We start from the raw sequence: 25560 nt of genomic DNA on the forward strand, positions 1-25560 counted from the left end.
TTTTTATTATGTCTAGAATACTTACCGGGGTTCAAAGTACAGGAACGCCGCATTTAGGAAATTTATTAGGGGCCATTATACCAGCTATTGAAATGGCTAATGATGATAAAAACGAGTCTTTTTTATTTATAGCAAACCTGCATACACTTACGCAAATTAAAGACCCTAGTATTTTAAAAGAAAACACCTATGCTGTGGCAGCCGCTTGGCTAGCCTTTGGCCTAGACACTTCAAAAACAGTTTTTTACAGACAAAGCGACATTCCACAAACTACAGAATTAACCTGGTACTTGAGTTGCTTTTTCCCCTATCAGCGGCTTACTTTGGCTCATTCTTTTAAAGATAAAGCCGACCGATTAGCCGATGTTAACTCGGGTTTATTTACCTACCCTATGCTAATGGCTGCAGATATTTTACTCTACGATGCCGAATTAGTCCCGGTAGGTAAAGATCAATTGCAACATATAGAGATGACGCGAGACGTTGCCTCTCGCTTTCACGCTCAAATGGGAGATACTTTTGTACTTCCTGAGGCAAAAATCCAAGAGCAGACCAAGTATATTCCTGGTACAGATGGCGAAAAAATGAGCAAATCACGTAACAATTATATCAATATATTTGAAACAGATAAAGCTTTAAAAAAGCAAGTGATGGGTATTGCTACCGATAGCACTCCACTGGAGAGCCCTAAAGACCCAGATTCTTGCAATGTTTTTAACTTGTATAAGCTCTTAGCTAATGATGATGAAATTGCCACAATGCGAGAAAATTACTTGGCTGGAGGATATGGATACGGCCACGCTAAAAAAGAACTTTATCAATTACTCCTTGATAAATATGCCGACCAACGCGCCAAATTTGCTTATTATATGAATAATACCGACGAGCTTGACACTATATTAGAGGAAGGAGCCAAAAAGGCCGAGAAAGTTGCCAACGAGGTTTTAAATAGGGTACGCAAAAAATTAGGTTACCTTTAGAAAAAATAATCCGCCCTCGAGCGGATTTTTTTATATCACCTCGAATAATTTACCTGGTAAGGGCCGTAAAACGCCTTTAAGCTCTAGATTTAGTAAAATAGGATTAAGTTTAAAAGTAGGTAATTCACAATTTAAGGCAAGATTGTCAACCTCTGCTTTCCCCATGCTTTTGAGTGTTTCATAAACCCGTTTCTCCTCGCCTTCTAAATCTACAAACAATTGGGTTTGGATAGGTTTTTCTTTGACATCCCAGTTTAATTGATAAATTAAATCTTCTACGCCTGTGAGAAGCCTAGCTTGATGAGTTTTTATAAGTTTATTGCATCCAATACTCATACTATCGGTAGTACGACCAGGCACAGCGAATACCTCTCGGTTATACGAATTAGCAATTTCTGCCGTAATTAATGACCCCCCTTTTTCTGCGCTTTCAATAACAATTGTAGCTTCGCTAAGTCCCGCAATAATACGGTTACGCCGGATAAAATTTTTACGATCAAAATTAGCATTGCTCCAAAAATCAGTAAAAAAACCTCCATGCTTTAGGATATCAGGCATATAACAAGAGTGTGTTTTGGGGTAAATAGTGTCTAAACCATGTGCCAAGCAGGCAATAGTCTGCAAATTATTTTTTACTGCCGCTTTGTGGGCAGCAATATCTACACCATAAGCAAACCCTGATACAATTACGGGGTTAAGCGGCTTTAAGGCTTCTAATAAAGATTCACAAAATGCAATTCCGTGATTGGTCACCTGCCGTGTACCTACAATACTTAACATGCGTTTGTTATTTATATTAAAATCTCCTTGAGTAAACAATAAAATGGGAGAATCTACACAATGTTTAAGCAAACTAGGATAATCATCATCTTCAAAATAAATAGGCTTGATATTATTTTTACGGATAAATTGGAGTTCTTCTTCGGCTCGACTTAAAGTTTCCCCTTCGAGAATGGCTTCTACCCGAAAATCGCCAAAACCATCTAAGCTTTCGAAATCTTTTCGACTAGCCTTAAAAATAGCTTCTGGTTTACCGAAGATTTTTAAAAGTTTTTTAGCTAAGATATCTCCAATCCCATTTACTCTTTGCAAAGCCAGCGTATAAAGTAATTCGTTTTCTGTCATTCTACTGAAAATTAATACCTTAAAAATAAGCAAAAAGAATTGTTAATAAAATTAGCTTCATCTTTTTTTAAAACTAATAAAATCTATTAAATTTGTTAATATGAGTTTAGACCAACAAATAAAAGATTTATTATACCGGCACGATTGCGTGATTATTCCTGGTTTTGGCGGTATATTGGCTCAACGCCAATCGGCTAAAATTCATGAAAGCACCCAAAATATAGCCCCCCCATATAAAAAGATATCGTTTAATGCTCAGCTCAAGCAAGACGATGGTTTGCTGGTTAATTATATAGCTAAAGTTTCAAATCTTTCCTACGAAGAAGCAAAAGCAAAGGTTAATCGTGAAGTCAACGACTTAATAAATAGCTTAGAAAAGTACGATGAAGTTTGCTTTGGTAGTTTAGGGAATTTTAAATTAGATCAAAATAAAGTATTATTTGAAGCTAATCCTACCATCAACCTGCTTACAGAAGCTTTTGGTTTAACTACAACCCAGTTACCCGGAAGTCGAAAACCAGCCGTTATAAACTTACCCGAAGAATCCAAGCAAGAGAAAGAAAAAACGCTCCAACCAAAAGAGTCGAAATTTCCCTTTCTGCGTGTTGCCTCGGCGAGTATCATTTTTTTAGGTATTGCGGGATTTTTAGGCTATCAACAACTCAAGCAAGAAGTTAACAATCATAATTTAGCAGCGCAAGAAGCGGCTAACCAAAAAGTAGAGCAGAAAATTCAAGAAGCTACTTTTGCGTTAAGCAATCCATTACCTGAGATTGTTTATAAGGTGAAGCAAGCTCCTAGAGGTAACTACCATATTGTTGCAGGAGCATTTAGAGAAAAAGAGAATGCAAGTAAAAAAACCCAACAACTTCGCACTTTAGGTTTTCCTGCTAGAGAGATAGGTAAAAACCAATACGGTCTTCACCAGGTTATATATGCCAGTTATCAAAATCGTTCCGAAGCACTTAAGGCTTTAAAAACTATACAAACCACTAAGGAAGAGGGTGCTTGGTTATTGGTAAAAGCACTTTAATCTTCATTTTATAAGAATAGCTTATCTTTGCTGAAAAAATTTGAATGAAGGCGAAGACCCCAAGTGAATCACACACTATTTTATCTGATTTGGTTCTACCAGGAGAGACCAACCCGTTGAACAATCTGTTTGGAGGAGAACTACTGGCTCGTATGGATCGTGCTGCCAGTATAGCCGCTCGTAGACATAGCCGAAGAATTGTGGTAACCGTTTCTGTTAATCACGTAGCGTTTAAAAAAGCGGTACCCTTGGGTAGTGTGGTAACCATAGAAGCTAAAGTATCACGTGCTTTTAAAAGTTCTATGGAAATTGTCATTGATGTATGGATTGAAGATCGCGAAAGCGGAAACCGCACTAAGGCCAATGATGCAATATATACGTTCGTAGCGGTAGATGATATGGGAATTCCCGTAAGTGTACCCCCAATAAAGCCAGAGACAGACGAAGAAAAAATGCATTACGATGCTGCTTTAAGAAGACGTCAATTGAGTTTAGTTTTGGCCAAAAAAATGAAGCCAGAAGAGGCAACCGAACTTAAAGCACTTTTCACCAGTTAACAGCTAAAATAAATAGGTTTTGGGTCATAAAATTTCTTTCAAAGAAATTAACCAAATTGCTATTCCTGCGATAATCGCAGGAATAGCCGAACCCCTTATATCTTTAACCGATATTGCCGTAATTGGGAACGTACAAAATAATTCGGTTGAAGCCTTGGCGGCCGCTGGAATTGTAGGTAGTTTCTTATCGGCTATCATTTGGATTGTGGCACAAACCAAAACCGCTATTTCGGCCATTATTTCACAGCACTTAGGTGCTAATAGGTTACACGCAGTAAAAACTTTGGTACCTCAAGCTATTTTTTTTAATTTTATCTTAAGTCTATTCATTTACGCTATCACTGCCTACTTTGCCAGAGCTATTTTTAGCGCATACAATGCCGAAGGACTTATCTTAAATTATGCGCAGGAGTATTATACTATAAGAGCACTAGGCTATCCGCTTACACTTGTCACCTTTGCTATTTTTGGTGTTTTTCGCGGTTTACAAAACACCTTATGGGCCATGAAATGCAGTTTATTAGGTGCTGCGGTAAATGTAGGTTTAGATTTCGCATTGGTATATGGAGTTGAGGGCCTTATTAAACCTATGCATTTGGCCGGCGCCGCCTATGCAAGTGTGATTGCTCAAGCTTGCATGTTAGCGTTAGCGTTTTATTATTTTTTAAAAAAAACTCCTTTTCATCTTAAATTAAGTTTTAGACTCAACCCGAAATTAAAACCACTTTTAAGCATGGCTGCCAATTTATTTGTGCGCACTGCAGCTCTTAATTTTGCTATTTATTTAGCTAATGCCTACGCCACAGGCTACGGTAAAAACTATATTGCAGCACAAAGTATTTTAATGAATATCTGGCTGTTTTTTTCATTTTTCATAGACGGCTATGCTAATGCAGGAAACGCAATTAGTGGCAGATTGCTTGGCGCAAGAGATTACCAAAAATTATGGCATCTAAGTAAAGATATTAGCAAATATGCCCTAATAATCGCCTTACTATTAATGGGATTTTGTGCAATTTTCTACAATGAAATCGGATTGCTTTTCAATAAAGATCCTAGAGTGCTGGCGTTGTTTGCCAGTGTTTTTTGGATGGTTTTACTAATGCAACCTGTAAACGCTTTGGCTTTTATGTTTGACGGTATTTTTAAAGGCCTGGGCGAAGCAAAGTATTTACGTAATGTTCTGTTGGCAGCTACTTTTTTAGGTTTCACCCCTGCCCTCTTACTAGCAGATTATTTCGGTTTAAAACTCTATGCGGTATGGATTGGCTTTTTTGTCTGGATGCTCATTCGTAGTAGCGCTCTCATCATTCGTTTTAGGCAAAAATACCTTAAACAAAGCCTCTAAAACTTCACAAGGCTTTAACAGCTGTCTTAAGAAAATTCTCGGCATTTTCTCGTATTTTTAAGCAACAGAAGAATACGTATGCAGTTACATAAAAAAGGCTTTATTTTTAAAACTTACGAGCCAAAACATACTACCCCATTTGAGCGTCTTTTTGAAATTTTTAAAGAGTTGATTACCCACACTTCAGGAGATTTTGATGAGGCGATTGATTGGATGCGCGAACTGGATAAAGAATACCAACTCACCACGGCAGATTACACTCTGGATGATTTTATTGCCGATTTACTGAAAAAAGGATATATACAAGAACGCATAGCGCCAGATGGTAAGGGTAAAGAAATTAATATTACTTCAAAAACAGAACAAGCTTTAAGGCAACGCGCTTTAAATCAAATATTCGGTAAAATGCGTAAAAGCGCAAGCGGGAATCACAAAACCAAATTTAAAGGAAATTCAAATGAAAAAACAGGAGAATTCAGGGCTTACCAATATGGCGATACGCTAGATAAAATATCAATAACCGAAAGTTTAAAAAATGCGCAGATAAATCATGGTTTAAGCAATTTTGATTTAACCGAAAATGATTTGGTGGTTGAAGACAGTCAATTCAAATCTCAAATGAGTACTGTATTGATGATAGACATTAGCCATAGCATGATCTTGTATGGTGAAGACCGTATTACGCCTGCAAAAAAAGTAGCCATGGCCTTGGCTGAATTGATTATTACGCGCTACCCCAAAGACAGCCTAGATGTGATTGTATTTGGTAACGATGCTTGGCCTATAAAAATCAAAGATCTTCCCTATTTACAAGTAGGGCCATTTCATACCAACACCGTAGCCGGCTTACAATTGGCTATGGATATTTTGCGCCGAAAGAAAAATGCCAACAAACAAATTTTTATGATTACAGACGGTAAACCAAGTTGTTTGCGGTTACCCGATGGTAACTATTACAAAAATTCGATGGGTCTTGATGAGCACATTACTCAGAAATGCTACAATATGGCCGCTCAAGCCCGTAAATTAAATATACCCATTACCACGTTTATGATTGCTAGCGACCCTTATTTAATAGAATTTATAAAACAATTTACTGCTTCAAACCAAGGCAAAGCATTTTATACCGGCTTAGATAACTTAGGCGAAATGATTTTTGAAGATTATGAAACCAACAGAAAAAAAAGATTACGTTGATATCGCGTTCAAGACGGATTTTGAGGCAGATGTTACAAGTAGTAAATCATAATAACTGCGCCAGGGATTGAGCAACTGTTGGAGCTCTTTTTGATGGTGACAACAAAAAAGCGACTTGCGAAAGCCCGGCCCTTTTGGGGGCGCCCCGAAAAATATTAAAAAAATTGAAATTAAAAACTTATGAATCCAAACGCTATAAAAAACTTAGGAGACTTAAAAGCGAGTGAGTATAAATCTAAATCTATTAAAACAGAACTCCGTGATAATTTAATTACTAAAATGAAGGCAGGAGAGCAGGTTTTCACAGGAATTTTTGGTTATGAACATACGGTGATACCTGAGCTAGAAAGAGCAATTTTATCTAGACACAATATCAATTTACTGGGTTTACGTGGTCAAGCTAAAACACGTTTGGCGCGAATGATGGTTCAACTTTTAGATGAATATATTCCCGTAATTGAAGGTTCAGAAATCAATGACGACCCATTAAATCCTATATCTAGATACGGAAAAGAAAAGATAGCCGAACATGGTGTTCAAACTCCGATTTCTTGGTTGCATAGAGAAAATCGTTTTGCAGAAAAATTAGCCACTCCAGATGTAAGTGTAGCCGATTTGATTGGTGATATAGACCCAATAAAGGCAGCTAATTTAAAATTAAGTTATGCAGATGACCGAGTGATTCATTTTGGTATGATACCCCGCGCGCATCGTTGTATTTTTGTTATCAATGAATTACCCGATTTGCAAGCCCGAATTCAAGTGGCTCTCTTTAACATTTTACAAGAAGGCGATATACAAATTCGCGGGTTTAAATTAAGGTTACCACTAGATTTACAGTTTATTTTTACGGCCAATCCAGAAGATTATACTAATAGGGGAAGTATTGTTACTCCGCTTAAAGATCGCATAGGCTCACAAATTCTAACACATTATCCGCAAAATATTAGCATAGCAAAACAAATTACACAGCAGGAAAGCGGCATTGATAAACATCAAAACGCTGCTATTTATATACCAGAGTTGGCTCGGGATTTGATTGAACAAATTGGTTTTGAGGCTCGCAAAAGTGAATATATTGATGCCAAAAGTGGTGTAAGTGCTCGTATGAGTATTACAGCATTTCAAAATTTAATGAGTACAGCAGAACGACGTATGTTGTTGAATGATGAAAATAAAACCAGTTTGCGTTTTGCAGATTTTATGGGTATCATTCCTGCTCTTACCGGTAAAGTAGAGCTGCTATATGAAGGGGAACAGGAAGGACCAGATTTTGTTGCTAAACACCTTATTGAAAATGCGGTTAAAAGTATTTTTCCTAAATTGTTGCCAGAGATTAAAAAACTTAAAAAGCAAGAGGAAGCCAGCCCCTATGATGAGGTGACTGCTTGGTTTGTCTCGAATGATGGGATTCACCTAGATGAAGACTTTGGGGAGCAAGAATATTTGCAGACCTTAACCCAAATACAACCATTGGTAAATCTTGTGCAAAAGTACTTGCCAGAACTTAAAGAGAAAGATCTAGCTTTTACACTTGAGTTTGCTTTATGGGGTCTTACCGCTTTTAATATGCTGAGCAAGCATCAATATAACAACGGCACTCAGTTTCAAGATTTATATAGCAGTTACCTTAGCGGATTGTAATGCTATAATAAATCAAAAGCAGTCTTGGCTTTTGGCTAGTTGAATAAATTAAAGTATCTTATTTTAAAAAATTATGTTTTTACTGCAACAAACTTTTACCCCAAACCAAGAAAACACAGGTACCCAACAGCAGTTTGGTTGGTACAGCTTAACCGACTTTATAACGGCAAATTGGTTATATATCATTGCTCTTGTATTTATTGTAGGTTTGTTTATTTATGTGAATAAGAAAAATAAAAAGTAATTAAGTAAAGCCACTTTTGTTTTAATTACAACGCATTTATATCTTTTGGCCTTGAGCCTTGTATTAGTATTGGGAAGCTTTGGCTTGTTCTCAAGAAACCCTAGTAGATTCATAAATTCATCAGAACTAAAAAACTTGTAGCGCATTAATTTTAGAGGATCGCTAAATGGTTTTAGCTTTATAGAACCCCACAAAAGACAATATGTTTCTAAAGCAGAATTAGTCGCCATTATTTTAGAAAAATCGAATCAAGTACGCTTTTTTCTTCAGTTCAAAAACAACCAAGACCTTATAAAACCTATTAAGGATATTTTACCCCAATCAAGGGAGTAGGTGTTTAATACTGTAGAGGGCGCACCACCTGTTATATACCCTTATCTTTCTGGCTCTAATTCGGTAAACACGAGTTACAGTAAATCATTTATATAAGATACCCTAGAAGAGATTGCCGATGATTTTGGTAGTAATAATAAAAACATCATTAAACACAATATTTCTGCTAGAGGTATTAAAATTTGCCTCGAATCTTAAATCTGCAATGGTTGTCATTTTTAGACAGCCTATTTTTTTATCTTGTCTTTAGCCAACCGGTAATACTCAATCGTTTATCGTGGGTTACTTTTTTTACTTCATGTTCTAAAACTTGACTTTCAAAAACAACTAGTCTACCTGGTTTCGGTACAACACTCACCTCTCCATTTGGCGTATAAATAATCAATTCACCACCGTTTTCGGATCTCCAAGTGCTATCATTTAAATAGCATACTACAGATAGTTTACGGCGTTGGTCATTCATAAAAGTATCTAAATGCCTTTGGTAATAAGTTCCTTTAGGATAAACTGCAAAATGAAACTCTTTATGCAGTATGCCTAAAAAGCACGTTTTATTTAAGTAGTGCACCAGATTATTAATTTTATTAAAAAATACCTGCTCGGCTTGATGAGAAGCTTGGGCTTCATCTATCCATAAAATAAAATCGCCACGTATTTCTTTTTCAATCAATTCATTGGTTTTATTACCAATGGCAGATTTTTTAAACTGTTCTTGATCGTAAAGTTCCAGTAACCTTTTGCGTAAGGTATTTACTTCACTTTCGTTAAAAAAGCCATCTACAATACTATATTGCTGCCCTACAAGATTGGCAATAATTTTTTCAAATTGCGGATTTTCTTGAAAATCCAGCTGCTCAAATAATTCGGTTGTATTCAATATTTCAATTCTAAAAAAAGCCTAACAAAAATAGATTATTCTTTCTTTAGTTGCATTCTACTAAAACATTTTTTTCGCTTTTAAATTGTAACTTTGTCCGAAAATCAAACAAATGGATATATTACAATTTTTGAGCGGTAATGGCCTTTTTGTCATTTTAGGTTTGGTGCTTATAGGAGTGGTTTTGTATAATAAATTTAAAAAGTAATGAGTAAAATAAGAATTACCAAGCAATTTAATTTTGAAACCGGACACGCGCTTTACGGATATGATGGAAAGTGCAAAAATGTGCACGGCCATAGCTATAAACTAAATGTAACTGTTATTGGCACGCCTATTCACGATAGCAATCACGTAAAAAATGGCATGGTGATTGACTTTGGGGACCTAAAAAAAATAGTAAAAGAAGAGATTGTAGATCAATTTGATCATGCTACTGTACTCAATAAAAACACTCCACACATTGAGCTGGCCGAAGAATTAATGAAACGGGACCACAACGTTATTTTAGTAGATTACCAGCCTACCAGCGAAAAAATGATCACCGATTTTGCCGATAAGATTAAAGCTAGACTTCCTAAAAATATTGAGCTTTTTAGTTTGAGATTGCAAGAAACAGAAACCAGTTTTGCTGAATGGTTTGCTAGTGACCAAGATTAAGGCTATTTATTAAATGTTAAGTAAAATCGAATTTATTGAACTTTGTGAAAATCAGCTAGAGCAGCATATCAATCTCCTCCAAAATGAAATAGAAAGTCTGCAAAGCGATATGGCGGGAGAATCAAAATCTTCTGCAGGCGACAAGTTTGAGACTAGTAGAGAAATGTTTTCGGCTCGGTTAAATCAATTAGAATTCAGTCGTAATCATTTTTTGCAGCAACATACACAGCTAAAGCGCTTAAAAACTCAGAAAACTTCAACGGTAGTCGCTTGGGGTAGTTATATAAAAACAGAAAAAGCTAGCTTTTTAATTGGCATACCTTTATCTATTCCAAAACTCGAAAAGAAAGGCATTTATTCCATCGGATTGCAGTCTCCTCTTGCTCAAGCCTTTTTGGGCAAAAAACGGAATGACAAAATACAATATGCTAAAGAGACTTACTGCATTATAGAATTAGATTAGTCTTGATTCTAGTAAATCGTCTTTAAGTTCTAACCAGCCTTTTTCTCCTGTTTGCAATTGTTTTGGCGTTTCAAAGAATATAATTTCATCTTGATATCTAGCTTGATTTAAAAAATGCGTCCCTTGATAAAAAGACTGTTCTACTTGTACTGCAACTCCATTCTTTTGCTTTTGACGGTGCCACTCTAATTCAAAAGGATACACTAAAAAAGAACCTTTTAAAGCCTCATTAAACCACGAGGCCGGTAATTCATTTACCTCATAAAATAAGGCTGCCACAGCTTTGCTCTTCGGATTTTCGAATAATGTCTTAGGATTTCCCTGGGCTATTGTTTTACCTTTCTCTAATACCAAGACCTCATCAGCGAAAGCTAACATATCATCTCGATCATGGGTAGCAAAAATACAGGCAATTTTTTCTTTTTTGAGGTAATTAAAAATACTCCTTCTTAAAGTATTCTTCTTAAAATTATCTATAAAGTTAAAAGGCTCATCGAGCAATAGTAATTGAGGAGCTTTGGCTAAAACTTGAGCAAGAGCTACTCGCTGACGCTGACCACCACTTAGATTTTTCACTTGAGTATGAGCAAATTCTTCTAAACCTATAACCCTTAGCAATTCAAGGCAACGTCGCTCGTTTTCTTCTGGATGCTGTCTGCTCAAATGCTCTTTTATATTTTCTGAAACGCTCGTATAGGGCATAACATTATCATACTGAGCTAAATACTTCATCTGCGGGTGACCTGGCACCAAATTATAAGCTGGCCCTAAAACACGTTCAGCTTTAAAATGAATGCTCCCTTGATGTAAATCGAATAAGCCATATATACATTTTAATAGTGTGCTCTTCCCACAACCACTAGGCCCTATTATGGCTAAATGCTGATTGGCTTGTAAGCTAAAACTAATATTTTGCACACCTAAATTACCTCGATGTAAGTAGCTGATTTGTTGTATTTGGAGCATAATAACGTAAAGTTAATAGAAGCTATGGTAAGCTGATTTAAATCAGTTTTTATTTATCAAATTTTTATGAAATTTAAGGTAGAATTTAAATCAAACCAAACGTTATGAAAAAAAGAGAACCCATTTCAAAAATTATGAGCCAAGACGTTATTACCCTAAACACCCAACAGGGTCTTGCCGATGCAGAACGTTTATTTAAAAAACATAAAATACGACACATACCAGTAATAAGCGGTGATAAAATTAAAGGTATGCTAAGCTATACTGATTTGCTGCGCATTAGTTTTGCTGATGCAGTAGACGATGAAGATAAAAGTGTAGATACTGTAGTCTACGAGATGTTTACCATTGAACAGGTAATGGCAAAGGCATTAACTTCTGTAACTCCCAATCACAGCATTAAAGAGGTTGCAGAAATTTTAGCTGAAAAAGAATTTCACGCGCTACCGGTTATTGAAAATGAAAAGCTAGTAGGGATAGTAACCACCACAGATTTAATTAAATATTTGATAGACCAGTATTAAAAAAAATAAGGCTGTTTAAAAACCTGTTTTTAAACAGCCTTATCTCTTTTTAAAGTTGCGTTTATAGGTTTTTTATACCCATATTCCACAGCGTGAAGCCGTAAATATCGGCATATTGGTCTATAATTTTACTTACTGGCGTTCCTGCTCCATGACCTGCGTTTACCTCAACCCGAATCAAAACCGGGTTATTACCCGCTTGCTTTTCTTGCAATTCTGCTGCAAATTTAAAACTATGTGCCGGCACCACACGATCATCATGATCTCCTGTAGTAATCATGGTAGCTGGATAGGCAACCCCTTCTTTTACATTGTGAACAGGAGAATACCCTTTTAAGTAAGTAAACATTTCTTCACTGTCTTCGGCTGTTCCATAGTCATAAGCCCAACCAGCCCCAGCGGTAAAAGTATGGTAGCGCAACATATCTAACACGCCTACGGCTGGCAATGCCACTTGTATAAGATCTGGTCTTTGCGTCATTGTAGCTCCCACCAATAAGCCTCCGTTTGAACCTCCTCGAATAGCCAAATAATCACTAGTAGTATAATTTTTATCGATTAAAAATTCCGCGGCAGCGATAAAATCATCAAACACGTTTTGTTTCTTTAATTGAGTACCAGCGTTATGCCATTTTTTTCCGTACTCACCACCTCCACGTAGGTTGGCCACGGCGTAAATCCCGCCTTGCTCCATCCATACCGCATTGGCAATACTAAAAGAAGGCGTTAAACTTATGTTGAAACCGCCATAACCATAAAGAATTGTAGGGTTTTTGCCATCTAAAGCAAGACCTTTTTTATGGGTAATAATCATAGGAACCTTAGTCCCGTCTTTAGAGGTATAAAACACCTGTTTACTTTCATAATCTTCTGGATTAAAATCGATTTTTGGTGTATTAAAAACTTCTGAATTCCCTTTTTCTATATCATATTTGTAAATGCTACCTGGGGTAACATAGTTAGTAAAAGAATAATACAATTCTTTATCTTCCTTTTTAGCTCCAAATCCATTTACGGTTCCCACACCAGGAAGTTCGACTTCACGAATTAATTTACCCTTGTAATCATATTGTTTTACCATTGAAACGGCGTCTTTCATATAATTGGCAAATATATATCCGCCCCCTTTTGTAGGAGTCAAAACAAATTCTGTTTCAGGAATAAGGTCTTTCCAATTTTCTGGTTGTGGGTTTTTAGCATCTACCTGCACCACTTTTTTATTGGGCGCATTTAAGTTGGTTGTTAAAAACAACTGATCTCCTTGATTATCTAACAAATATGTATCTGATTTGGTGTGATCTAAAATAGTTACTAATGCACTATTCGGTTTTTCTAAATTTTTAAGAAAAAGCTTATTTCCCGATGTACTTACACTGGCTGCAATAAGTAAATACTTATTGTCTTGGGTAACCGCAGATCGAACATAACGATGTTTTTCTTCTGGGGTTCCTCCAAAAATCAGACGATCACTTTTCTGGGCAGTACCCAATTGATGATAGTAAAGCTTATGCTGATCTGTTTTTGCCGACAACTCGCTACCTTCTGGTTTATCATAGCTGGAGTAAAAGAATCCTTCATCACCTTTCCAAGAAATTCCACTGAACTTAACATCAACTAACGTATCTTCTACAATTTCCTTAGTTTCTGCATTCATCACAATAATCTTTCGCCAGTCGCTACCTCCTTCAGAAATAGAATATGCTAAAATTTTACCATTCTCAGAGAAACTAAATGCATCTAAAGAAGTTGTTCCGTCTTCGCTGAATTTATTAGGGTCAAGAAAAACTTCTGCTGTAGACGCATCCTCATTTTTCTTATGACGATAGATCACATATTGATTTTGCAAACCATCATTTTTACTAAAATAAGTGTAATCACCCTCTGTATATGGCGCACCTACTTTTTCGTAATTCCATAATTCTGCCAAGCGATTTTTTAAAGAATCTCTGTACGGAATTTGATCTAAGTAATTAAATGTAACTTCATTTTGCTGCTTAACCCATTCTTCGGTTTCAGCACTTCTGTCATCTTCTAGCCATCGGTAAGGATCTTTTACTTCTTGACCGAAGTAAGTGTCAACACTATCTACCTTTTTGGTTTTAGGATATGTCAAAGCAATATCTTTTTGTTGGTTTTGATTGTCTTCTTTTGGCGTTTCTTTGCAAGCCATTACGCTTACGGCCAAAAGTGGTAATATTATTTTTTTCATGCTACTGCTGTTTAATTGCCCCTCAAAAATAACAAATTATATCTGAGAAAGTAAGGTTTAAAATTTAAAGGCCTATTTGAATTTGAAAAGCCACCTCAACATCTGTTTCTCCTCCCGTAAAAGAACCCATTGGGTTAGTTACATCTTTAAGGGTTGGTTCATGAATTAATTTCACAACCAATGTGCCGTTACCTGCGGTTTGGGTTTCCCAAATGGTATTTAGCCCAATAGGGATACCTGCTGCATCTATTCCCGAAGCGCTATCATTTCGTGTTAGATCTACCGCTACTTGACCAAAGGCATAAGTAACAAAATGATCATTGCGTTCCTCACGAACTTCATTGGTAATATCTTCGATATCTTGCGGATTTGATTTGTTAAAAAATTGCAGCCCCACTTGATAAGTGGATCCTGGTTTTAGCATAATTACCGGTTCTTGGTAATTTTCATCTCGGTAGCTAGGATCGGTATAGGTGTAGGTTTGAGTTTCATTAGCTTCATTTACAAATGTTAGCGTCACATCGGTAATTACTTCTTCCTCATTAATGATTTCTGGGGCATCATCATCTGAGCAGCTAGTAATAAGAGTTAAAAATAATAAACTAAATAGGGTAAACGAAATTGTTTTCATGGTATTTAAATTTAAAATTAATAATTATAGGTAAGGTTAAGAATAAAATTGCGTCCCGGTTGATAGGCATAATAACGCAATCTGTTTAAATAATCGTTGTATTGAGTATTCAATATGTTTTGAACTTGGAAATTTCCTTCTAAGCTGCCTGTTTTAAAAGGTGTAAAGCGCGCAGACGATTCAAAACCAAAAAGGATATAGGCTTCTGGCGGCGTACTTATATCGACCAATACCTCCTCATAGTTACCTTCGTTAAGCACTTCATAGTAAAAATTATTATTAGGATAATTATGTTGCCATAGGCTATGTTTAGCCTGGACGCTCATTCGTAAATCTTTCCAATTTTCTCGTTTATAGGTTAGCTGATACAAGAAATTGGGCGCGGGCATCTCGTTTAGGTAATTATCTGCATCTAAATCGCGTCCTACCAAATAAGCAAAACTAACTTGGCTTTCAAAATTTTTGGCTATTCTGTAACTGGCCTGGGCATCTATTCCCCACAACAAGGCATCTACCTGTTCGTATTCCCAGACAGGAAAAGCCCCTCTAACAGTGGTTTCTAGGCCCTTTGGAACTAAAGTGATAAAATCTGTAAACCTATTTAAATAAGGATTAGCCACGAAGCTAAACGCATTTAGGTCTTGCGCTAAGCTAAGGCTTATTTTATGTGAGGTTTCGGGTTTAAATCGCAAATCGCCCAATTCAATAATGGCTGCTGAATGGTGTAATCCATCCGAAAATAATTCGGCTACATTAGGCGCACGCTGCCCTCTTGTATAATTTAGAGTAGCTTCAAAATCATTTTGTTCATATCTCAAACCTCCAATCCACGAAAAATTTTGAAAATCAAATTTAGGATTGGTTAAGTATTGCGTTCCAAAATCTTCTATTATAATATTAGAAAAATCTTGCTGGTAACCTTTTTTATCCCAACTCGTTTTCAGGTAAAATTTTTGAGCATCGAGATGGGTATAATCAAAACGAAGGCCTGCTTCTGCAGTCCAGTATTCATCCCATTTATAATTTCCTGTGATATAACCCCCTACCTTGTACTGCTTGTAATCTGGAATTAAGCGTTTAACACCAGTAAGCGGATTGGCAAAATTATCTTGATAGGTCAGAGCCACTCCCGCGTTGACATCATAATTTTTGTCGTAATCAACCTGCAAATTTGTTTGAAACTCATGGGTTTTCAAATTAAGATCTAGTGAGGCTTTTCCTGCATCATCACCTCGACGGATGTCATACTCTAATCTATTGTTTTCCTGATAGGCATAATGCATTTTTATTTTACCTATATTCTCCAACCTTCTGTAATAAGACAGCTTGGCTAAATGATGGGTTACCGATTGTTTGGGTTCATTTATCTTATAAGAAAAGTCGCTCGATCTTAAAGGTTTCTCCCGATTAATAGCTCTTATTAAATCAGACACATTACCAATATGCGCATCTCTTAAAATACCGTTTTCACTTTGATAGTAGCTATAGTAAACTTCAAAGCCTTGTACAAATTTATTTAAACCACCTCTTAAACTTAGAGCCTTCTCTAAATGGCCGGTATTCGCTAAAAAATTATCTGGCGCCTTTGCATCGCCAAAGCGTTTAAACGACGCATCTGCCTGAGCATACCATCCTTTCTCGAAAGACCTGGTAAGCTGGGTATGTAAACCTCCTCCTCTACCATTACTGGCAGCTACAAGACCAGTATAACCGTAAAGGGTATCTTTTACAGGTATCTTTGCTGGTGAAGTAATTATAGCTCCTCCTAAAGCATCCCCTCCTAGAGCCAAAGCCGACGCTCCTTTAACCACCTCTACTTCCTGGGCGGCTTGCATAGCAATACTAGGTGCGTGTTCTACCCCCCAATCTTGGTTTTCTAAACGTACGTTGTTTTGCATCAATAAAACTCTGCTACTATGTAACCCTTGAATAACGGGTTTTACAATACTATTTCCTGTAGTCAAAGAAGAAACTCCAGCTATTTCTTGCAAAGCATCCCCCAAACTTCCACCTCTGTGTTTGTCTAAAACGGCTCGATCTACCACAACACTAGGATTAGATTTTGTTTGATCTTTATTAATTTTCCCTACCAGGCTTACCTCTTCTAACTCCTCTAAATGATGTTCTAAGTAAATGGTGGTTTTAGTGTTTCGTTCTATCAAGATAGGGTAGATTAGTTCTTGACAATCAGGATGGTTGACGCGTAGATTTTGAGCCCCCTCACATACCTCTTTAAATTTAAATTCGCCCTTAGCGTTAGTGTATATTATTTGATTGGTGTTTAACAATTCTACTTTTGCATTGGCTAAGGCTTGCCCGTCATGGAAATCAATAACCTTTCCTTCTAAAATGAATGAGCAAGATTGACTATAAGCAAAATAGCTTACAGAAAACAGAAGCAGTTGCACAAATAACTTCATATTTAATTAATTTTGTTTGATTTAATTTACGGTATATAATTGGTGGTAATACAAGAGCACCATTCATACAATAAGTTAGCGTAAATTGTACTGCAACACAACCGAATCGAAGTCCGGTGTATTGATAAGAAAGTTCTAAACAGAGATTAAATTAAATAAGGAGGGGGTTTGTTTTTTAATTCACAAACCGGTAGCTTTTGATAAAGCAAATTTGCGTGCTCCACTATTTTTTCTCGCTCAAGGCGGAAGACGGGAGATTCAAGATGATATTCGAAAAATGTATCTTGACTAGCAACTGGTGTTTTTTGTGCGTGAGAAAGCTGACACCAAACACAATCGTGGCTGGTGCTTATATCATCATCGTGAGAAGCGCTATGCAATACTCCCAACTGGAGCATAACAAAGATTCCCAACAAAAATGTAGTTACTATATTTTTGACACGATCACTCATCTTGTTGCAAAAATAAACAATAAAAAATCAATACTTATAAATTTATCTTAAATTCAAAAGTATTGAATACTTTTATCAGGCAGCGATCTTTTTTTTTGCATCTAATACTTTAGACCAAATTTTGGTCGATCAAATACTCGGCTATTTGCACTGCGTTGGTTGCAGCCCCTTTTCTTAAATTATCGGCAACGATCCACATATTAATAGCATGAGAATGAGAATGATCGGCACGTATTCTACCTACAAAAACCTCGTCTTTACCTCGAGCAAAAACCGGCATAGGATACGCGTTTACATCAGGGTTATCTTTAAGCTGAACGCCAGGTGTTTCTTGCAAAACAGCTTTAATATCGCCCACACTAACCGCTTTCTCAAACTCAACATTAACCGATTCACTATGACCGCCTACAACGGGAATTCGCACAGCAGTAGCCGATACTAATACATTTTCATCGTGTAATATTTTTTTGGTTTCTTGCGTGAGTTTCATCTCCTCTTTAGTGTAATCGTTTTCTAGAAACACATCGCAATGCGGTATAGCATTTTGGTGTATAGGATATGGATATGCCATCTCGCCTTTTTTAGATTGCATCTCGTTCTCCAACTGCTGAACCGCTTTTACACCAGTTCCTGTAATGGATTGATAGGTAGAAACGATTACTCGCCTTACTTTAAACCTTTGATGTAACGGATTTAAAACCATTACCAATTGTACCGTAGAACAATTAGGGTTGGCTATAATAAAATCTTCCTTGGTAAGCTGGCTAGCGTTAATTTCGGGAACAATAAGTTTTTTTGTGGCGTCCATTCTCCAAGCCGAAGAGTTATCGATAACTCTAGTTCCTATCTCGGCAAACCTTGGCGCCCAAAGCAACGAAGTATCTCCACCGGCAGAAAAAAGAGCAATGTCTGGTTGCTTCTCTAAAGCGGTCTGCAAGCTTACAATAGGATGTTCTTTTTTCTTGAAAACAATAGATTTTCCAACCGATCTTTCCGAGGCTACGGGAATCAATTCGGTAAGGGGAAAATTGCGTTCTTGTAAAACTTCTAAAATTACTTGGCCTACCATACCAGTGGCACCAACAACAGCTATTCTCATTGTTTTTTATTTGGGGTTATGCGAGCAAATATACTATTTTACAAATTTTCGTGTACTTTTAAAAAACAAAAAACCCTAAAAATCTGGTTTTTAGGGTTTCAAATTATCTACTATTTAATTAAAGATAAACCTTATTTTTTACGCAGCTCGTCTCTTATCTCGATAAGCAACTCTTCTTGGCTAGGGCCTTTAGGTGCTGCTGGTTTTGCCTCTTCTTTCTTCTTTGTTTTCTCATAAGCTCTTAAAAACAAGAAAATAAACAAACCTACAATTATAAAATTAATAATTGCTTGTATTAAATTACCATAGGTAATTACTGCTGCGTTGGCTTCATTAGCAGCCTCTAGACTCGCATATGTTGCGCCGTCTAAGGCAATGAATTTTTGGGTAAAATCTGTACCCCCAGTTATTACACCAATTATTGGCGTTATCACGTCTTTAACCACAGAATCAACAATGGTTTTAAAGGCAGCACCAATAACCACCGCTGTGGCCAGTGCTACAATGTCTCCTTTCATAAGGAACTTCTTAAAATCGCTAAAAAAACTCATATTATTTAGTTAAGGTTATTTCAGCAATTTAATAAAATATTTGAATTTAATTTATAATTTTTCGCTTAATGCGTTGAGATACCGAAGTAATCAGTTCATAAGATATACTTCCTGCCAAATTAGCAAATACTTCAGCACTTAATTCGGGTCCAAAAACAATTACCTCATCGCCCTCTTTGCAATTAATATGGGTAACATCTACCATAATCATATCCATACATACGTTTCCTATGATAGGTGCTTTCTCCCCTTTTATAGAAACATAATTTTTACCCTTTCCGTAAATTCGGTTAATCCCATCGGCGTGACCGAGAGGGAGGGTTGCTGTCTTAGTAAATTTTTCGGCTATAAATTTGCGGTTATATCCTACAGATTCACCTGGTTGCACTTCATGAATCTGTGAAATTATTGTTTTTAAAGTAGCTATAGGCTTAAGTGCGGCATCAACCGCAAAATCATTACTATAACCATGCAAACCAATTCCTGTGCGAACCATATCATGGTGCGCTTCTGGGTAATTTAATATGCCACTAGTGTTGCATAAATGCTTTAAAGGCTTGTATCCCAATTGATGGATTAATTGGCTACTCATAGCCTCATAGTTTTTAATTTGCGAGAGTGAAAATTCTTTTTCTTTTAAATCTTCACTTGCCGCCAAATGAGAATATACACCCTCAACCTGAACAGCCTTAGTGGTTCTTAATTTTTCAATCACCCCATCCAACTCTTGATTGGCAAAACCCAAACGATTAAAGCCGGTATTCAATTTTAGGTGTATAGGGTAATTTTTTTGTTTATGCGCTTCCGCGGAAGCGATAAAGTGATCAAGTACAAATTTACTATAAATGCTAGGAGTAAGACAGTTTTGTATTAGGGTCTCAAAATGCATAGATTGGGGATGAAGCACCAAAATAGGTTGGGTAACTCCCACCTCTCTTAATTTAACCCCTTCATTTGTATAGGCTACCGCAAAAAAATCTATACCCAATTCTTGTAATTTAAGCGCTACTTCACCTGCTTCGCTCCCATAAGCAAAGGCCTTTACAACGCCCATTACTTTGGTACTAGATTTAATTTTGCTTTTTAAGTATTCAAAATTATGTGCTAAAGATTTTAAATTTATTTCTAATACTGTTTCTCCTATCATTTCTACATTATTTTAAGGGCTCTTGATCTGTTCCTATTTCATTATCAATTATAGCCGAATCTTCTCTTTTCTTTTGTTCTCGCATCGCCTTTACATAAGCCGCACGACTTAGGGGTTCGTATTCTAGCGTTTCTCCCAATAACACTAAATCTTTACTAGCAGCTTTGCGGAAACTATATTGCGCCAGGTTTCCCGTACGCGTACAAACCGCATGTACTTTAGTCACATATTCTGCAGTGGCCATTAAATTAGGCATAGGACCAAAAGGATTACCTTTAAAATCCATATCTAGCCCAGCAACTACCACTCTTATACCTTTATTGGCCAAATCATTGCAAACACTTACAATTTCATCATCAAAAAATTGAGCTTCATCAATGCCTACTACTTGACAGCCATCGGCTAGTAGGCGAATATTCGCAGCTGCAGGCACCGGCGTAGACCGTATTTCGTTTTCATCGTGAGATACCACAAAATGATCATCATACCGCGTATCGACGGCAGGTTTAAAAATTTCAACTTTTTGTTTGGCAAATTGAGCGCGCTTTAGTCTTCTTATCAACTCTTCGGTCTTACCAGAAAACATACTACCGCAAATAACCTCAATCCAACCAAATTGCTCTTCGTGATTTACTGTATTTTCAAGAAACATTTTGTATTTTTCAGCCTTTAATTAATGGGATATATTTTTGTCTTTTTTCTTAGAGTAAAATTAATAAAAATACCACCGCGTAAATAAACTTATAAAGAAAGTTATGAAAAAGCAACTAGAAGCCGAGTTAATGAGTCTTGCACACCGTATTTTACAATTACGAAACAGAGCAGAAGTGCACGAGTTAAAAGCAATTAGCGCAGAATTGCATGAAAAATTGAGCGTGCTTTCTTTTACCGAAAAACATTTTGAAGGTAACCAACCTACAATTGGTAAATCCCAGATTGAAGAACGCTTGGCAAGATTTGATGAATCTACCCACACCCAAACTAAAACCACCGCAACCAGCCAAGAAAAGCCCATTGAGAAAACTTCAGAATCTGATCATAAAGATATTACTGAGTCAAAAAAAGACACCCCAAAAGAAGAAAATACATCAGATTTAATAACCTCTGAAACTTCAAAATCAATTAACCAAGAGAAAACTGAAACAGAGGCTAGCGTAAAAAAAGAAGAAAACACCACAGATTTTGGAGTTCATTTTGATGAATTACCTCAATTTGAACCAATAGGCACCACAAAAGAACAAGAAAAACCAAGCCAACCAGCTACTACAAAAAAAGAGCAGTCTTTACCAAAACAAGAGATGCTTTTTGGAAGCGAGTTAGCCGAATTTGAACCTAAAAAAACACACAACGACCAGGTTGCACAGAAAAAATCACTCAATCAACGTTTGAAACAAGGTATACAGATTGGGCTAAATGACCGTTTGGCCTACATCAAACATTTGTTTGATGGCGATGCAAACGATTATAATCGCGTGATTTCTCAGCTTAACACCTTAGAGCATTGGCAAGAAGCGCATAGTTTTCTTCAAGAACAAGTAAAACCCGACTATAACCATTGGGAAAACAAAGAAGAAATTGAAACCCGCTTTATGAATGCAATTGAAAATAAATTTATATAATGAGTAAATTATTTCTAGTTCCTACCCCCATCGGAAATTTAGAAGACATTACTTTAAGAGCTTTACGGATCTTAAAAACGGTCGATTTTATTTTAGCCGAAGACACAAGAACAAGCGGTAAACTTCTAAAACATTACGAAATAAGCACGCCTATGCATAGCCATCATATGCATAATGAACATAAAACTACAGCCAAAATAGTTGATCGTATTTTAAATGGTGAAACCGCCGCACTCATTAGCGACGCGGGTACACCTGCCATTTCTGATCCTGGCTTCTTACTCACCCGAGCTTGTATTGAGGCCCACATAGAAGTAGACTGTCTACCAGGAGCTACGGCTTTTGTTCCCGCACTAGTCAATAGTGGATTACCAAATGACAAGTTTGTATTCGAAGGTTTTTTACCCGTCAAAAAAGGAAGACAAACCCGCTTAAAGTTTTTAAGCGAAGAAACTAGAACCATGGTATTTTATGAATCACCTCATAAGTTGATTAAAACCCTAAACCATCTTGCTGAATACCTAGGAGAAGGGCGATTAGCCAGTATTTCGAGAGAAATTTCAAAAATGCACGAAGAAACCCAAAGAGGCAGTTTAACAGAATTAATTGAACATTATACCGAAAAACCACCCAAAGGCGAAATAGTTCTCATAGTTGCAGGAAAAACCGCTTAATCTGCTTGCTCAATAAGTGCTTCTATTAAATTTAAAAGCGCCAGCCGATCTTGCTTTGAATAAGATGTTAAATGAAAATGTTTCTTCTCCTGATTCAACAGCAAAACTAGCTCATCTCCCTGAAGATATGCTGATTTGATATCGGTTATTTTAATTTTATGTTTTGGGTGATTTTTCAGCTTAAAGCGGATAAAAACAGGGTCATAAAGAACTTGATTTTTCCGCAATCTCATGACGAAGAAACTAGTAATTAATAATAGATTACCTAATATTATAAGGTAAAAGTAAATAGTGCTTTCACTAAGAATATAACCTGACAAACCAATAAGTAAAAGCAAGGCGCCTACTACTATCACTAAACCTATAATCAAAAGGTTATTTTGCTTAAATTTTAAGGTATCCTGCTGCATAATTATTTATGGTTGTTCAAAAGTAATTAAATAGCTTTGCTTTATGAAAGACTTATTAAAAGATATTCGTTCTTGTACCTTCTGCGAAAAGAATTTACCCCTTGGTGCTAAACCCATAGTGCGTTTTAATCAAAATACAAAAATACTATTGATAAGTCAGGCCCCAGGAAGAGCTGTTCACAACACCGGTATTGACTGGAATGATCCTAGCGGAAGAAAATTAAGAGAATGGCTCGGCGTTACAGATGAACAATTTTATAATACCGATAACTTTGGCGTAATGCCCATGGGATTTTGTTATCCTGGCAAAGCCAAAACTGGTGACTTACCTCCTAGAAAAGAATGTGCGCCTTTATGGCACAAAAGCATATTAGACGCGTTTAAAGATCAACCTTTAAAAATACTCATTGGGGCGCACGCTTGTAAGTATTATTTAGACGGTAAAAAAAGTTTAACCCAGCAGGTTGAGAATTTTAAAGAATACCTTCCTCAATACTTACCCTTACCGCATCCTTCCCCCGTAAACCGATTTTGGAGAAGCAAGAATCCTTGGTTTGAAAAAGAAGCAATTCCTAATATAAGACAATATATACAACATAAAGTTTTGTAACTTTATCTGTTCAAATCCATAAAAAATGCGCTGGACATTAAAACCAATACCCGATATTGAAAAAGTCAAACACCTACAAGGGGCACTTCAAGTAGACCAGAATATTGCCACTTTATTGGTTCAGCGCGGAATTGAAAATTTTGAGCAAGCAAGAGCCTTTTTTAGACCAAGCCTAGCCGACCTGCACGACCCCTTTTTAATGCAAGATATGGATATCGCTGTAAACAGAATTGAACAAGCCATACAGCTTAATCAAAGAATTCTTGTATATGGAGATTATGATGTAGATGGCACAACAAGTGTTGCATTGATGAGTTCTTATTTACGCAATTATACAGAAAATGTAATTTGCTACATACCTGATAGATACAAAGAAGGTTATGGTATTTCTTATCAAGGTATTGATTTTGCACACGATAATGAATTCGATTTAATTATTGCGTTAGATTGTGGCATCAAAGCGGTAGATAAGGTAGATTATGCACAAAAGAAGGGATTAGACTTCATTATTTGCGATCACCACAGACCAGGACCCGAAATACCAAAGGCAGTTGCCGTTTTAAATCCTAAGCGACCCGATTGTAACTACCCTTACAAAGAACTTTGCGGATGTGGAGTTGGTTTCAAATTAATACAAGCTTTAGAAAAAAATCAAGGTAGAGGTATTGAGTTTTTAACCCCTTATTTAGATCTAGTAGCCACAGCCATTGGCGCAGATATTGTACCTATAACAGGAGAAAATAGAATTTTAGCTTTTTACGGATTGCAGGTAATCAACAGCTTGCCTCGTGTTGGTTTTCAAGCCATTATAAAAGAAATCAATAAAAAAAAACTAAGCATAACCGATGTAGTTTTTATCATTGCACCCCGAATAAATGCTGCTGGTCGAATGGAACACGCTTTACGCGCGGTGGATCTAATGCTTACCACCGACCCCAAGGAAGCACAAGAAATGGCTCATGCCATTGATAGATTTAACCAAGACCGTCGAGAAACAGATAAAAATATAACTCAAGAGGCATTAAGCCAAATAAAAAGTTTAAAAGAAGAAAAAAGAACCACCACAGTAGTTTATCAAAAAGATTGGCACAAAGGAGTAATAGGAATAGTGGCATCGCGTTTAACCGAGACCTACTACAGACCCACCTTAGTGTTTACAAAAAGTGGAGAAAAGTTAGCTGCTTCGGCAAGATCTGTAAAAGGATTTGATTTATATGCGGCTTTAGAAGCCTGTCAAGAATTAATTGAGCAGTTTGGAGGTCATAAGTATGCTGCTGGCCTAACCTTGACTGAAGAGAATTACAGCCTTTTTAAACAAAAATTTGAACAAGTCGTACAACAACAAATCAACCCCAAACTACTAGAACCCGAAATAAACATCGATTTAAAATTAGACTTCAAATCAATAACTCCAAAATTTTATAGAATCCTGAGCCAATTTGCGCCTTTCGGTCCAGGAAATCCAGCCCCCATCTTTATGAGTGATAATTTGAAAGAAAACGGCTTTTCTAAACAAGTAGGAGCAGATAAAAATCACCTTAAATGCAGTCTTAAACAGAGTGGCAGTAAGCATATTTTTTCTGGGATAGGATTTAACTTGGGTAAGCATCTACAAGATCTACTCCGCGCTAAAAGTTGCTCGGCTGTTTATAGTCTAGAAGAAAACGAATGGAACGGTCAAACCACCCTGCAACTTAAGCTAAGAGATTTCGATTTCAAGAATTAGCCCAACCTGTAGCACCACTTAATTCTTGTTAACTGAAAACGAAGTGCTTAAACCGCAAAAA

Annotated in this window: 26 protein-coding genes; 14 read left to right on the forward strand and 12 right to left on the reverse strand. The window is 36.6% G+C overall.

Annotated elements, in window-relative coordinates; genetic code table 11:
- Positions 1–8: 8 nt before the first annotated feature.
- The gene (gene trpS, locus ACFSQ0_RS08545) at positions 9–980 is read left to right on the forward strand and encodes a tryptophan--tRNA ligase (RefSeq protein WP_379046943.1); all 972 of its coding nucleotides are present in this window, start codon (positions 9–11) and stop codon (positions 978–980) included.
- A 30-nt stretch (positions 981–1010) separates the two neighbouring features.
- Here the strand turns inward: trpS and dprA are convergent, their stop codons facing one another.
- Positions 1011–2105: a DNA-processing protein DprA gene (gene dprA, locus ACFSQ0_RS08550; protein ID WP_379046946.1), complete on the reverse strand. Its 1095-nt coding sequence runs from the start codon at positions 2103–2105 to the stop codon at positions 1011–1013.
- Between the two features lie 100 nt (positions 2106–2205).
- Between dprA and ACFSQ0_RS08555 the strand changes: the two genes are divergently transcribed.
- The 6 genes from ACFSQ0_RS08555 (at position 2206) to ACFSQ0_RS08580 (ending at position 8128) form a co-directional block, all read left to right on the forward strand.
- The gene (locus ACFSQ0_RS08555) at positions 2206–3138 is read left to right on the forward strand and encodes an HU domain-containing protein (protein ID WP_379046949.1); all 933 of its coding nucleotides are present in this window, start codon (positions 2206–2208) and stop codon (positions 3136–3138) included.
- Between the two features lie 44 nt (positions 3139–3182).
- Positions 3183–3695, forward strand: a complete 513-nt coding sequence (locus tag ACFSQ0_RS08560) for an acyl-CoA thioesterase (RefSeq protein WP_147861927.1) — start codon at positions 3183–3185, stop codon at positions 3693–3695.
- A 19-nt stretch (positions 3696–3714) separates the two neighbouring features.
- Positions 3715–5043, forward strand: a complete 1329-nt coding sequence (locus ACFSQ0_RS08565) for an MATE family efflux transporter (RefSeq protein ID WP_379046952.1) — start codon at positions 3715–3717, stop codon at positions 5041–5043.
- Between the two features lie 78 nt (positions 5044–5121).
- Positions 5122–6240: a vWA domain-containing protein gene (locus ACFSQ0_RS08570; RefSeq protein WP_379046955.1), complete on the forward strand. Its 1119-nt coding sequence runs from the start codon at positions 5122–5124 to the stop codon at positions 6238–6240.
- Between the two features lie 180 nt (positions 6241–6420).
- Entirely contained in the window at positions 6421–7884 is a 1464-nt protein-coding gene (locus tag ACFSQ0_RS08575) for a magnesium chelatase (protein WP_379046959.1), read from the forward strand.
- A 73-nt stretch (positions 7885–7957) separates the two neighbouring features.
- The gene (locus ACFSQ0_RS08580) at positions 7958–8128 is read left to right on the forward strand and encodes a hypothetical protein (RefSeq protein WP_379046962.1); all 171 of its coding nucleotides are present in this window, start codon (positions 7958–7960) and stop codon (positions 8126–8128) included.
- Positions 8129–8696: 568 nt separating this feature from the next.
- On the opposite strand, the gene ACFSQ0_RS08585 is transcribed toward ACFSQ0_RS08580, so the two are convergent.
- The gene (locus ACFSQ0_RS08585; RefSeq protein WP_379048810.1) at positions 8697–9341 is read right to left on the reverse strand and encodes a 2OG-Fe(II) oxygenase; all 645 of its coding nucleotides are present in this window, start codon (positions 9339–9341) and stop codon (positions 8697–8699) included.
- A 204-nt stretch (positions 9342–9545) separates the two neighbouring features.
- Here ACFSQ0_RS08585 and ACFSQ0_RS08590 point away from each other — a divergent pair, with 204 nt between their 5' ends.
- On the forward strand, positions 9546–9998 hold the full coding sequence (locus tag ACFSQ0_RS08590) for a 6-pyruvoyl trahydropterin synthase family protein (protein WP_147861922.1): 453 nt from the start codon (positions 9546–9548) through the stop codon (positions 9996–9998).
- Positions 9999–10011: 13 nt separating this feature from the next.
- Positions 10012–10461, forward strand: coding sequence for a hypothetical protein (locus ACFSQ0_RS08595; RefSeq protein ID WP_379046965.1), 450 nt, complete (start codon positions 10012–10014; stop codon positions 10459–10461).
- Here the strand turns inward: ACFSQ0_RS08595 and ACFSQ0_RS08600 are convergent.
- Positions 10453–11427, reverse strand: coding sequence for an ABC transporter ATP-binding protein (locus tag ACFSQ0_RS08600; protein WP_379046968.1), 975 nt, complete (start codon positions 11425–11427; stop codon positions 10453–10455). The two genes, ACFSQ0_RS08595 and ACFSQ0_RS08600, sit on opposite strands and share 9 nt — an antisense overlap.
- A 104-nt stretch (positions 11428–11531) precedes the next feature.
- Between ACFSQ0_RS08600 and ACFSQ0_RS08605 the strand changes: the two genes are divergently transcribed.
- Entirely contained in the window at positions 11532–11951 is a 420-nt protein-coding gene (locus tag ACFSQ0_RS08605) for a CBS domain-containing protein (RefSeq protein WP_379046971.1), read from the forward strand.
- A gap of 61 nt (positions 11952–12012) precedes the next feature.
- Here the strand turns inward: ACFSQ0_RS08605 and ACFSQ0_RS08610 are convergent, their stop codons facing one another.
- The 8 genes from ACFSQ0_RS08610 to ACFSQ0_RS08645 form a co-directional block, all read right to left on the reverse strand.
- Positions 12013–14160 (reverse strand): prolyl oligopeptidase family serine peptidase, encoded by a 2148-nt coding sequence (locus ACFSQ0_RS08610; protein WP_379046974.1) that lies wholly within the window; start codon positions 14158–14160, stop codon positions 12013–12015.
- A gap of 64 nt (positions 14161–14224) precedes the next feature.
- The gene (locus ACFSQ0_RS08615; protein ID WP_379046977.1) at positions 14225–14791 is read right to left on the reverse strand and encodes a hypothetical protein; all 567 of its coding nucleotides are present in this window, start codon (positions 14789–14791) and stop codon (positions 14225–14227) included.
- Between the two features lie 17 nt (positions 14792–14808).
- Entirely contained in the window at positions 14809–17211 is a 2403-nt protein-coding gene (locus ACFSQ0_RS08620; RefSeq protein ID WP_379046980.1) for a TonB-dependent receptor, read from the reverse strand.
- A gap of 146 nt (positions 17212–17357) precedes the next feature.
- A complete protein-coding gene (locus ACFSQ0_RS08625) occupies positions 17358–17609 on the reverse strand; it encodes a hypothetical protein (RefSeq protein ID WP_379046983.1) in 252 nt (83 codons plus the stop codon).
- 163 nt (positions 17610–17772) lie between these two features.
- Positions 17773–18762, reverse strand: a complete 990-nt coding sequence (locus ACFSQ0_RS08630) for an aspartate-semialdehyde dehydrogenase (RefSeq protein WP_379046986.1) — start codon at positions 18760–18762, stop codon at positions 17773–17775.
- A 131-nt stretch (positions 18763–18893) separates the two neighbouring features.
- Positions 18894–19313 (reverse strand): large conductance mechanosensitive channel protein MscL, encoded by a 420-nt coding sequence (mscL, locus tag ACFSQ0_RS08635; RefSeq protein ID WP_147861914.1) that lies wholly within the window; start codon positions 19311–19313, stop codon positions 18894–18896.
- A 46-nt stretch (positions 19314–19359) separates the two neighbouring features.
- On the reverse strand, positions 19360–20460 hold the full coding sequence (alr, locus tag ACFSQ0_RS08640; RefSeq protein WP_379046989.1) for an alanine racemase: 1101 nt from the start codon (positions 20458–20460) through the stop codon (positions 19360–19362).
- A gap of 7 nt (positions 20461–20467) precedes the next feature.
- Positions 20468–21112 (reverse strand): thymidine kinase, encoded by a 645-nt coding sequence (locus tag ACFSQ0_RS08645; RefSeq protein ID WP_379046992.1) that lies wholly within the window; start codon positions 21110–21112, stop codon positions 20468–20470.
- Positions 21113–21215: 103 nt separating this feature from the next.
- Between ACFSQ0_RS08645 and ACFSQ0_RS08650 the strand changes: the two genes are divergently transcribed.
- Together ACFSQ0_RS08650 and rsmI are read left to right on the forward strand one after the other, a co-directional pair.
- Complete coding sequence (locus ACFSQ0_RS08650) at positions 21216–22079, forward strand: hypothetical protein (RefSeq protein ID WP_379046995.1); 864 nt, start codon at positions 21216–21218, stop codon at positions 22077–22079.
- Positions 22079–22753, forward strand: a complete 675-nt coding sequence (rsmI, locus tag ACFSQ0_RS08655) for a 16S rRNA (cytidine(1402)-2'-O)-methyltransferase (protein WP_379046998.1) — start codon at positions 22079–22081, stop codon at positions 22751–22753. The genes ACFSQ0_RS08650 and rsmI overlap by 1 nt, the downstream gene beginning before the upstream one ends.
- Here the strand turns inward: rsmI and ACFSQ0_RS08660 are convergent.
- On the reverse strand, positions 22750–23163 hold the full coding sequence (locus ACFSQ0_RS08660) for a hypothetical protein (RefSeq protein WP_379047001.1): 414 nt from the start codon (positions 23161–23163) through the stop codon (positions 22750–22752). The two genes, rsmI and ACFSQ0_RS08660, sit on opposite strands and share 4 nt — an antisense overlap.
- A 43-nt stretch (positions 23164–23206) precedes the next feature.
- On the opposite strand from ACFSQ0_RS08660, the gene ACFSQ0_RS08665 reads away from it, so the two are divergent.
- Together ACFSQ0_RS08665 and recJ are read left to right on the forward strand one after the other, a co-directional pair.
- On the forward strand, positions 23207–23773 hold the full coding sequence (locus ACFSQ0_RS08665; protein ID WP_379047004.1) for a uracil-DNA glycosylase family protein: 567 nt from the start codon (positions 23207–23209) through the stop codon (positions 23771–23773).
- A gap of 25 nt (positions 23774–23798) precedes the next feature.
- Positions 23799–25499: a single-stranded-DNA-specific exonuclease RecJ gene (gene recJ / locus ACFSQ0_RS08670; RefSeq protein WP_379047007.1), complete on the forward strand. Its 1701-nt coding sequence runs from the start codon at positions 23799–23801 to the stop codon at positions 25497–25499.
- Positions 25500–25560 lie beyond the last annotated feature (61 nt).

This window comes from Mesonia sediminis, assembly GCF_042684705.1.
In the GTDB taxonomy this organism is placed as follows: Bacteria; Bacteroidota; Bacteroidia; order Flavobacteriales; family Flavobacteriaceae; genus Mesonia; species Mesonia sediminis.

Coding starts and splice junctions, on each gene's coding strand:
- trpS (WP_379046943.1), top strand. CDS start 9: ATGTCTAGAATACTTACCGGGGTTCAAAGTACAGGAACGCCGCATTTA.
- dprA (WP_379046946.1), bottom strand. CDS start 2,105: ATGACAGAAAACGAATTACTTTATACGCTGGCTTTGCAAAGAGTAAAT.
- ACFSQ0_RS08555 (WP_379046949.1), top strand. CDS start 2,206: ATGAGTTTAGACCAACAAATAAAAGATTTATTATACCGGCACGATTGC.
- ACFSQ0_RS08560 (WP_147861927.1), top strand. CDS start 3,183: ATGAAGGCGAAGACCCCAAGTGAATCACACACTATTTTATCTGATTTG.
- ACFSQ0_RS08570 (WP_379046955.1), top strand. CDS start 5,122: ATGCAGTTACATAAAAAAGGCTTTATTTTTAAAACTTACGAGCCAAAA.
- ACFSQ0_RS08575 (WP_379046959.1), top strand. CDS start 6,421: ATGAATCCAAACGCTATAAAAAACTTAGGAGACTTAAAAGCGAGTGAG.
- ACFSQ0_RS08580 (WP_379046962.1), top strand. CDS start 7,958: ATGTTTTTACTGCAACAAACTTTTACCCCAAACCAAGAAAACACAGGT.
- ACFSQ0_RS08590 (WP_147861922.1), top strand. CDS start 9,546: ATGAGTAAAATAAGAATTACCAAGCAATTTAATTTTGAAACCGGACAC.
- ACFSQ0_RS08595 (WP_379046965.1), top strand. CDS start 10,012: ATGTTAAGTAAAATCGAATTTATTGAACTTTGTGAAAATCAGCTAGAG.
- ACFSQ0_RS08600 (WP_379046968.1), bottom strand. CDS start 11,427: ATGCTCCAAATACAACAAATCAGCTACTTACATCGAGGTAATTTAGGT.
- ACFSQ0_RS08605 (WP_379046971.1), top strand. CDS start 11,532: ATGAAAAAAAGAGAACCCATTTCAAAAATTATGAGCCAAGACGTTATT.
- ACFSQ0_RS08610 (WP_379046974.1), bottom strand. CDS start 14,160: ATGAAAAAAATAATATTACCACTTTTGGCCGTAAGCGTAATGGCTTGC.
- ACFSQ0_RS08615 (WP_379046977.1), bottom strand. CDS start 14,791: ATGAAAACAATTTCGTTTACCCTATTTAGTTTATTATTTTTAACTCTT.
- ACFSQ0_RS08620 (WP_379046980.1), bottom strand. CDS start 17,211: ATGAAGTTATTTGTGCAACTGCTTCTGTTTTCTGTAAGCTATTTTGCT.
- ACFSQ0_RS08625 (WP_379046983.1), bottom strand. CDS start 17,609: ATGCTCCAGTTGGGAGTATTGCATAGCGCTTCTCACGATGATGATATA.
- ACFSQ0_RS08630 (WP_379046986.1), bottom strand. CDS start 18,762: ATGAGAATAGCTGTTGTTGGTGCCACTGGTATGGTAGGCCAAGTAATT.
- mscL (WP_147861914.1), bottom strand. CDS start 19,313: ATGAGTTTTTTTAGCGATTTTAAGAAGTTCCTTATGAAAGGAGACATT.
- alr (WP_379046989.1), bottom strand. CDS start 20,460: ATGATAGGAGAAACAGTATTAGAAATAAATTTAAAATCTTTAGCACAT.
- ACFSQ0_RS08645 (WP_379046992.1), bottom strand. CDS start 21,112: ATGTTTCTTGAAAATACAGTAAATCACGAAGAGCAATTTGGTTGGATT.
- ACFSQ0_RS08650 (WP_379046995.1), top strand. CDS start 21,216: ATGAAAAAGCAACTAGAAGCCGAGTTAATGAGTCTTGCACACCGTATT.
- rsmI (WP_379046998.1), top strand. CDS start 22,079: ATGAGTAAATTATTTCTAGTTCCTACCCCCATCGGAAATTTAGAAGAC.
- ACFSQ0_RS08660 (WP_379047001.1), bottom strand. CDS start 23,163: ATGCAGCAGGATACCTTAAAATTTAAGCAAAATAACCTTTTGATTATA.
- ACFSQ0_RS08665 (WP_379047004.1), top strand. CDS start 23,207: ATGAAAGACTTATTAAAAGATATTCGTTCTTGTACCTTCTGCGAAAAG.
- recJ (WP_379047007.1), top strand. CDS start 23,799: ATGCGCTGGACATTAAAACCAATACCCGATATTGAAAAAGTCAAACAC.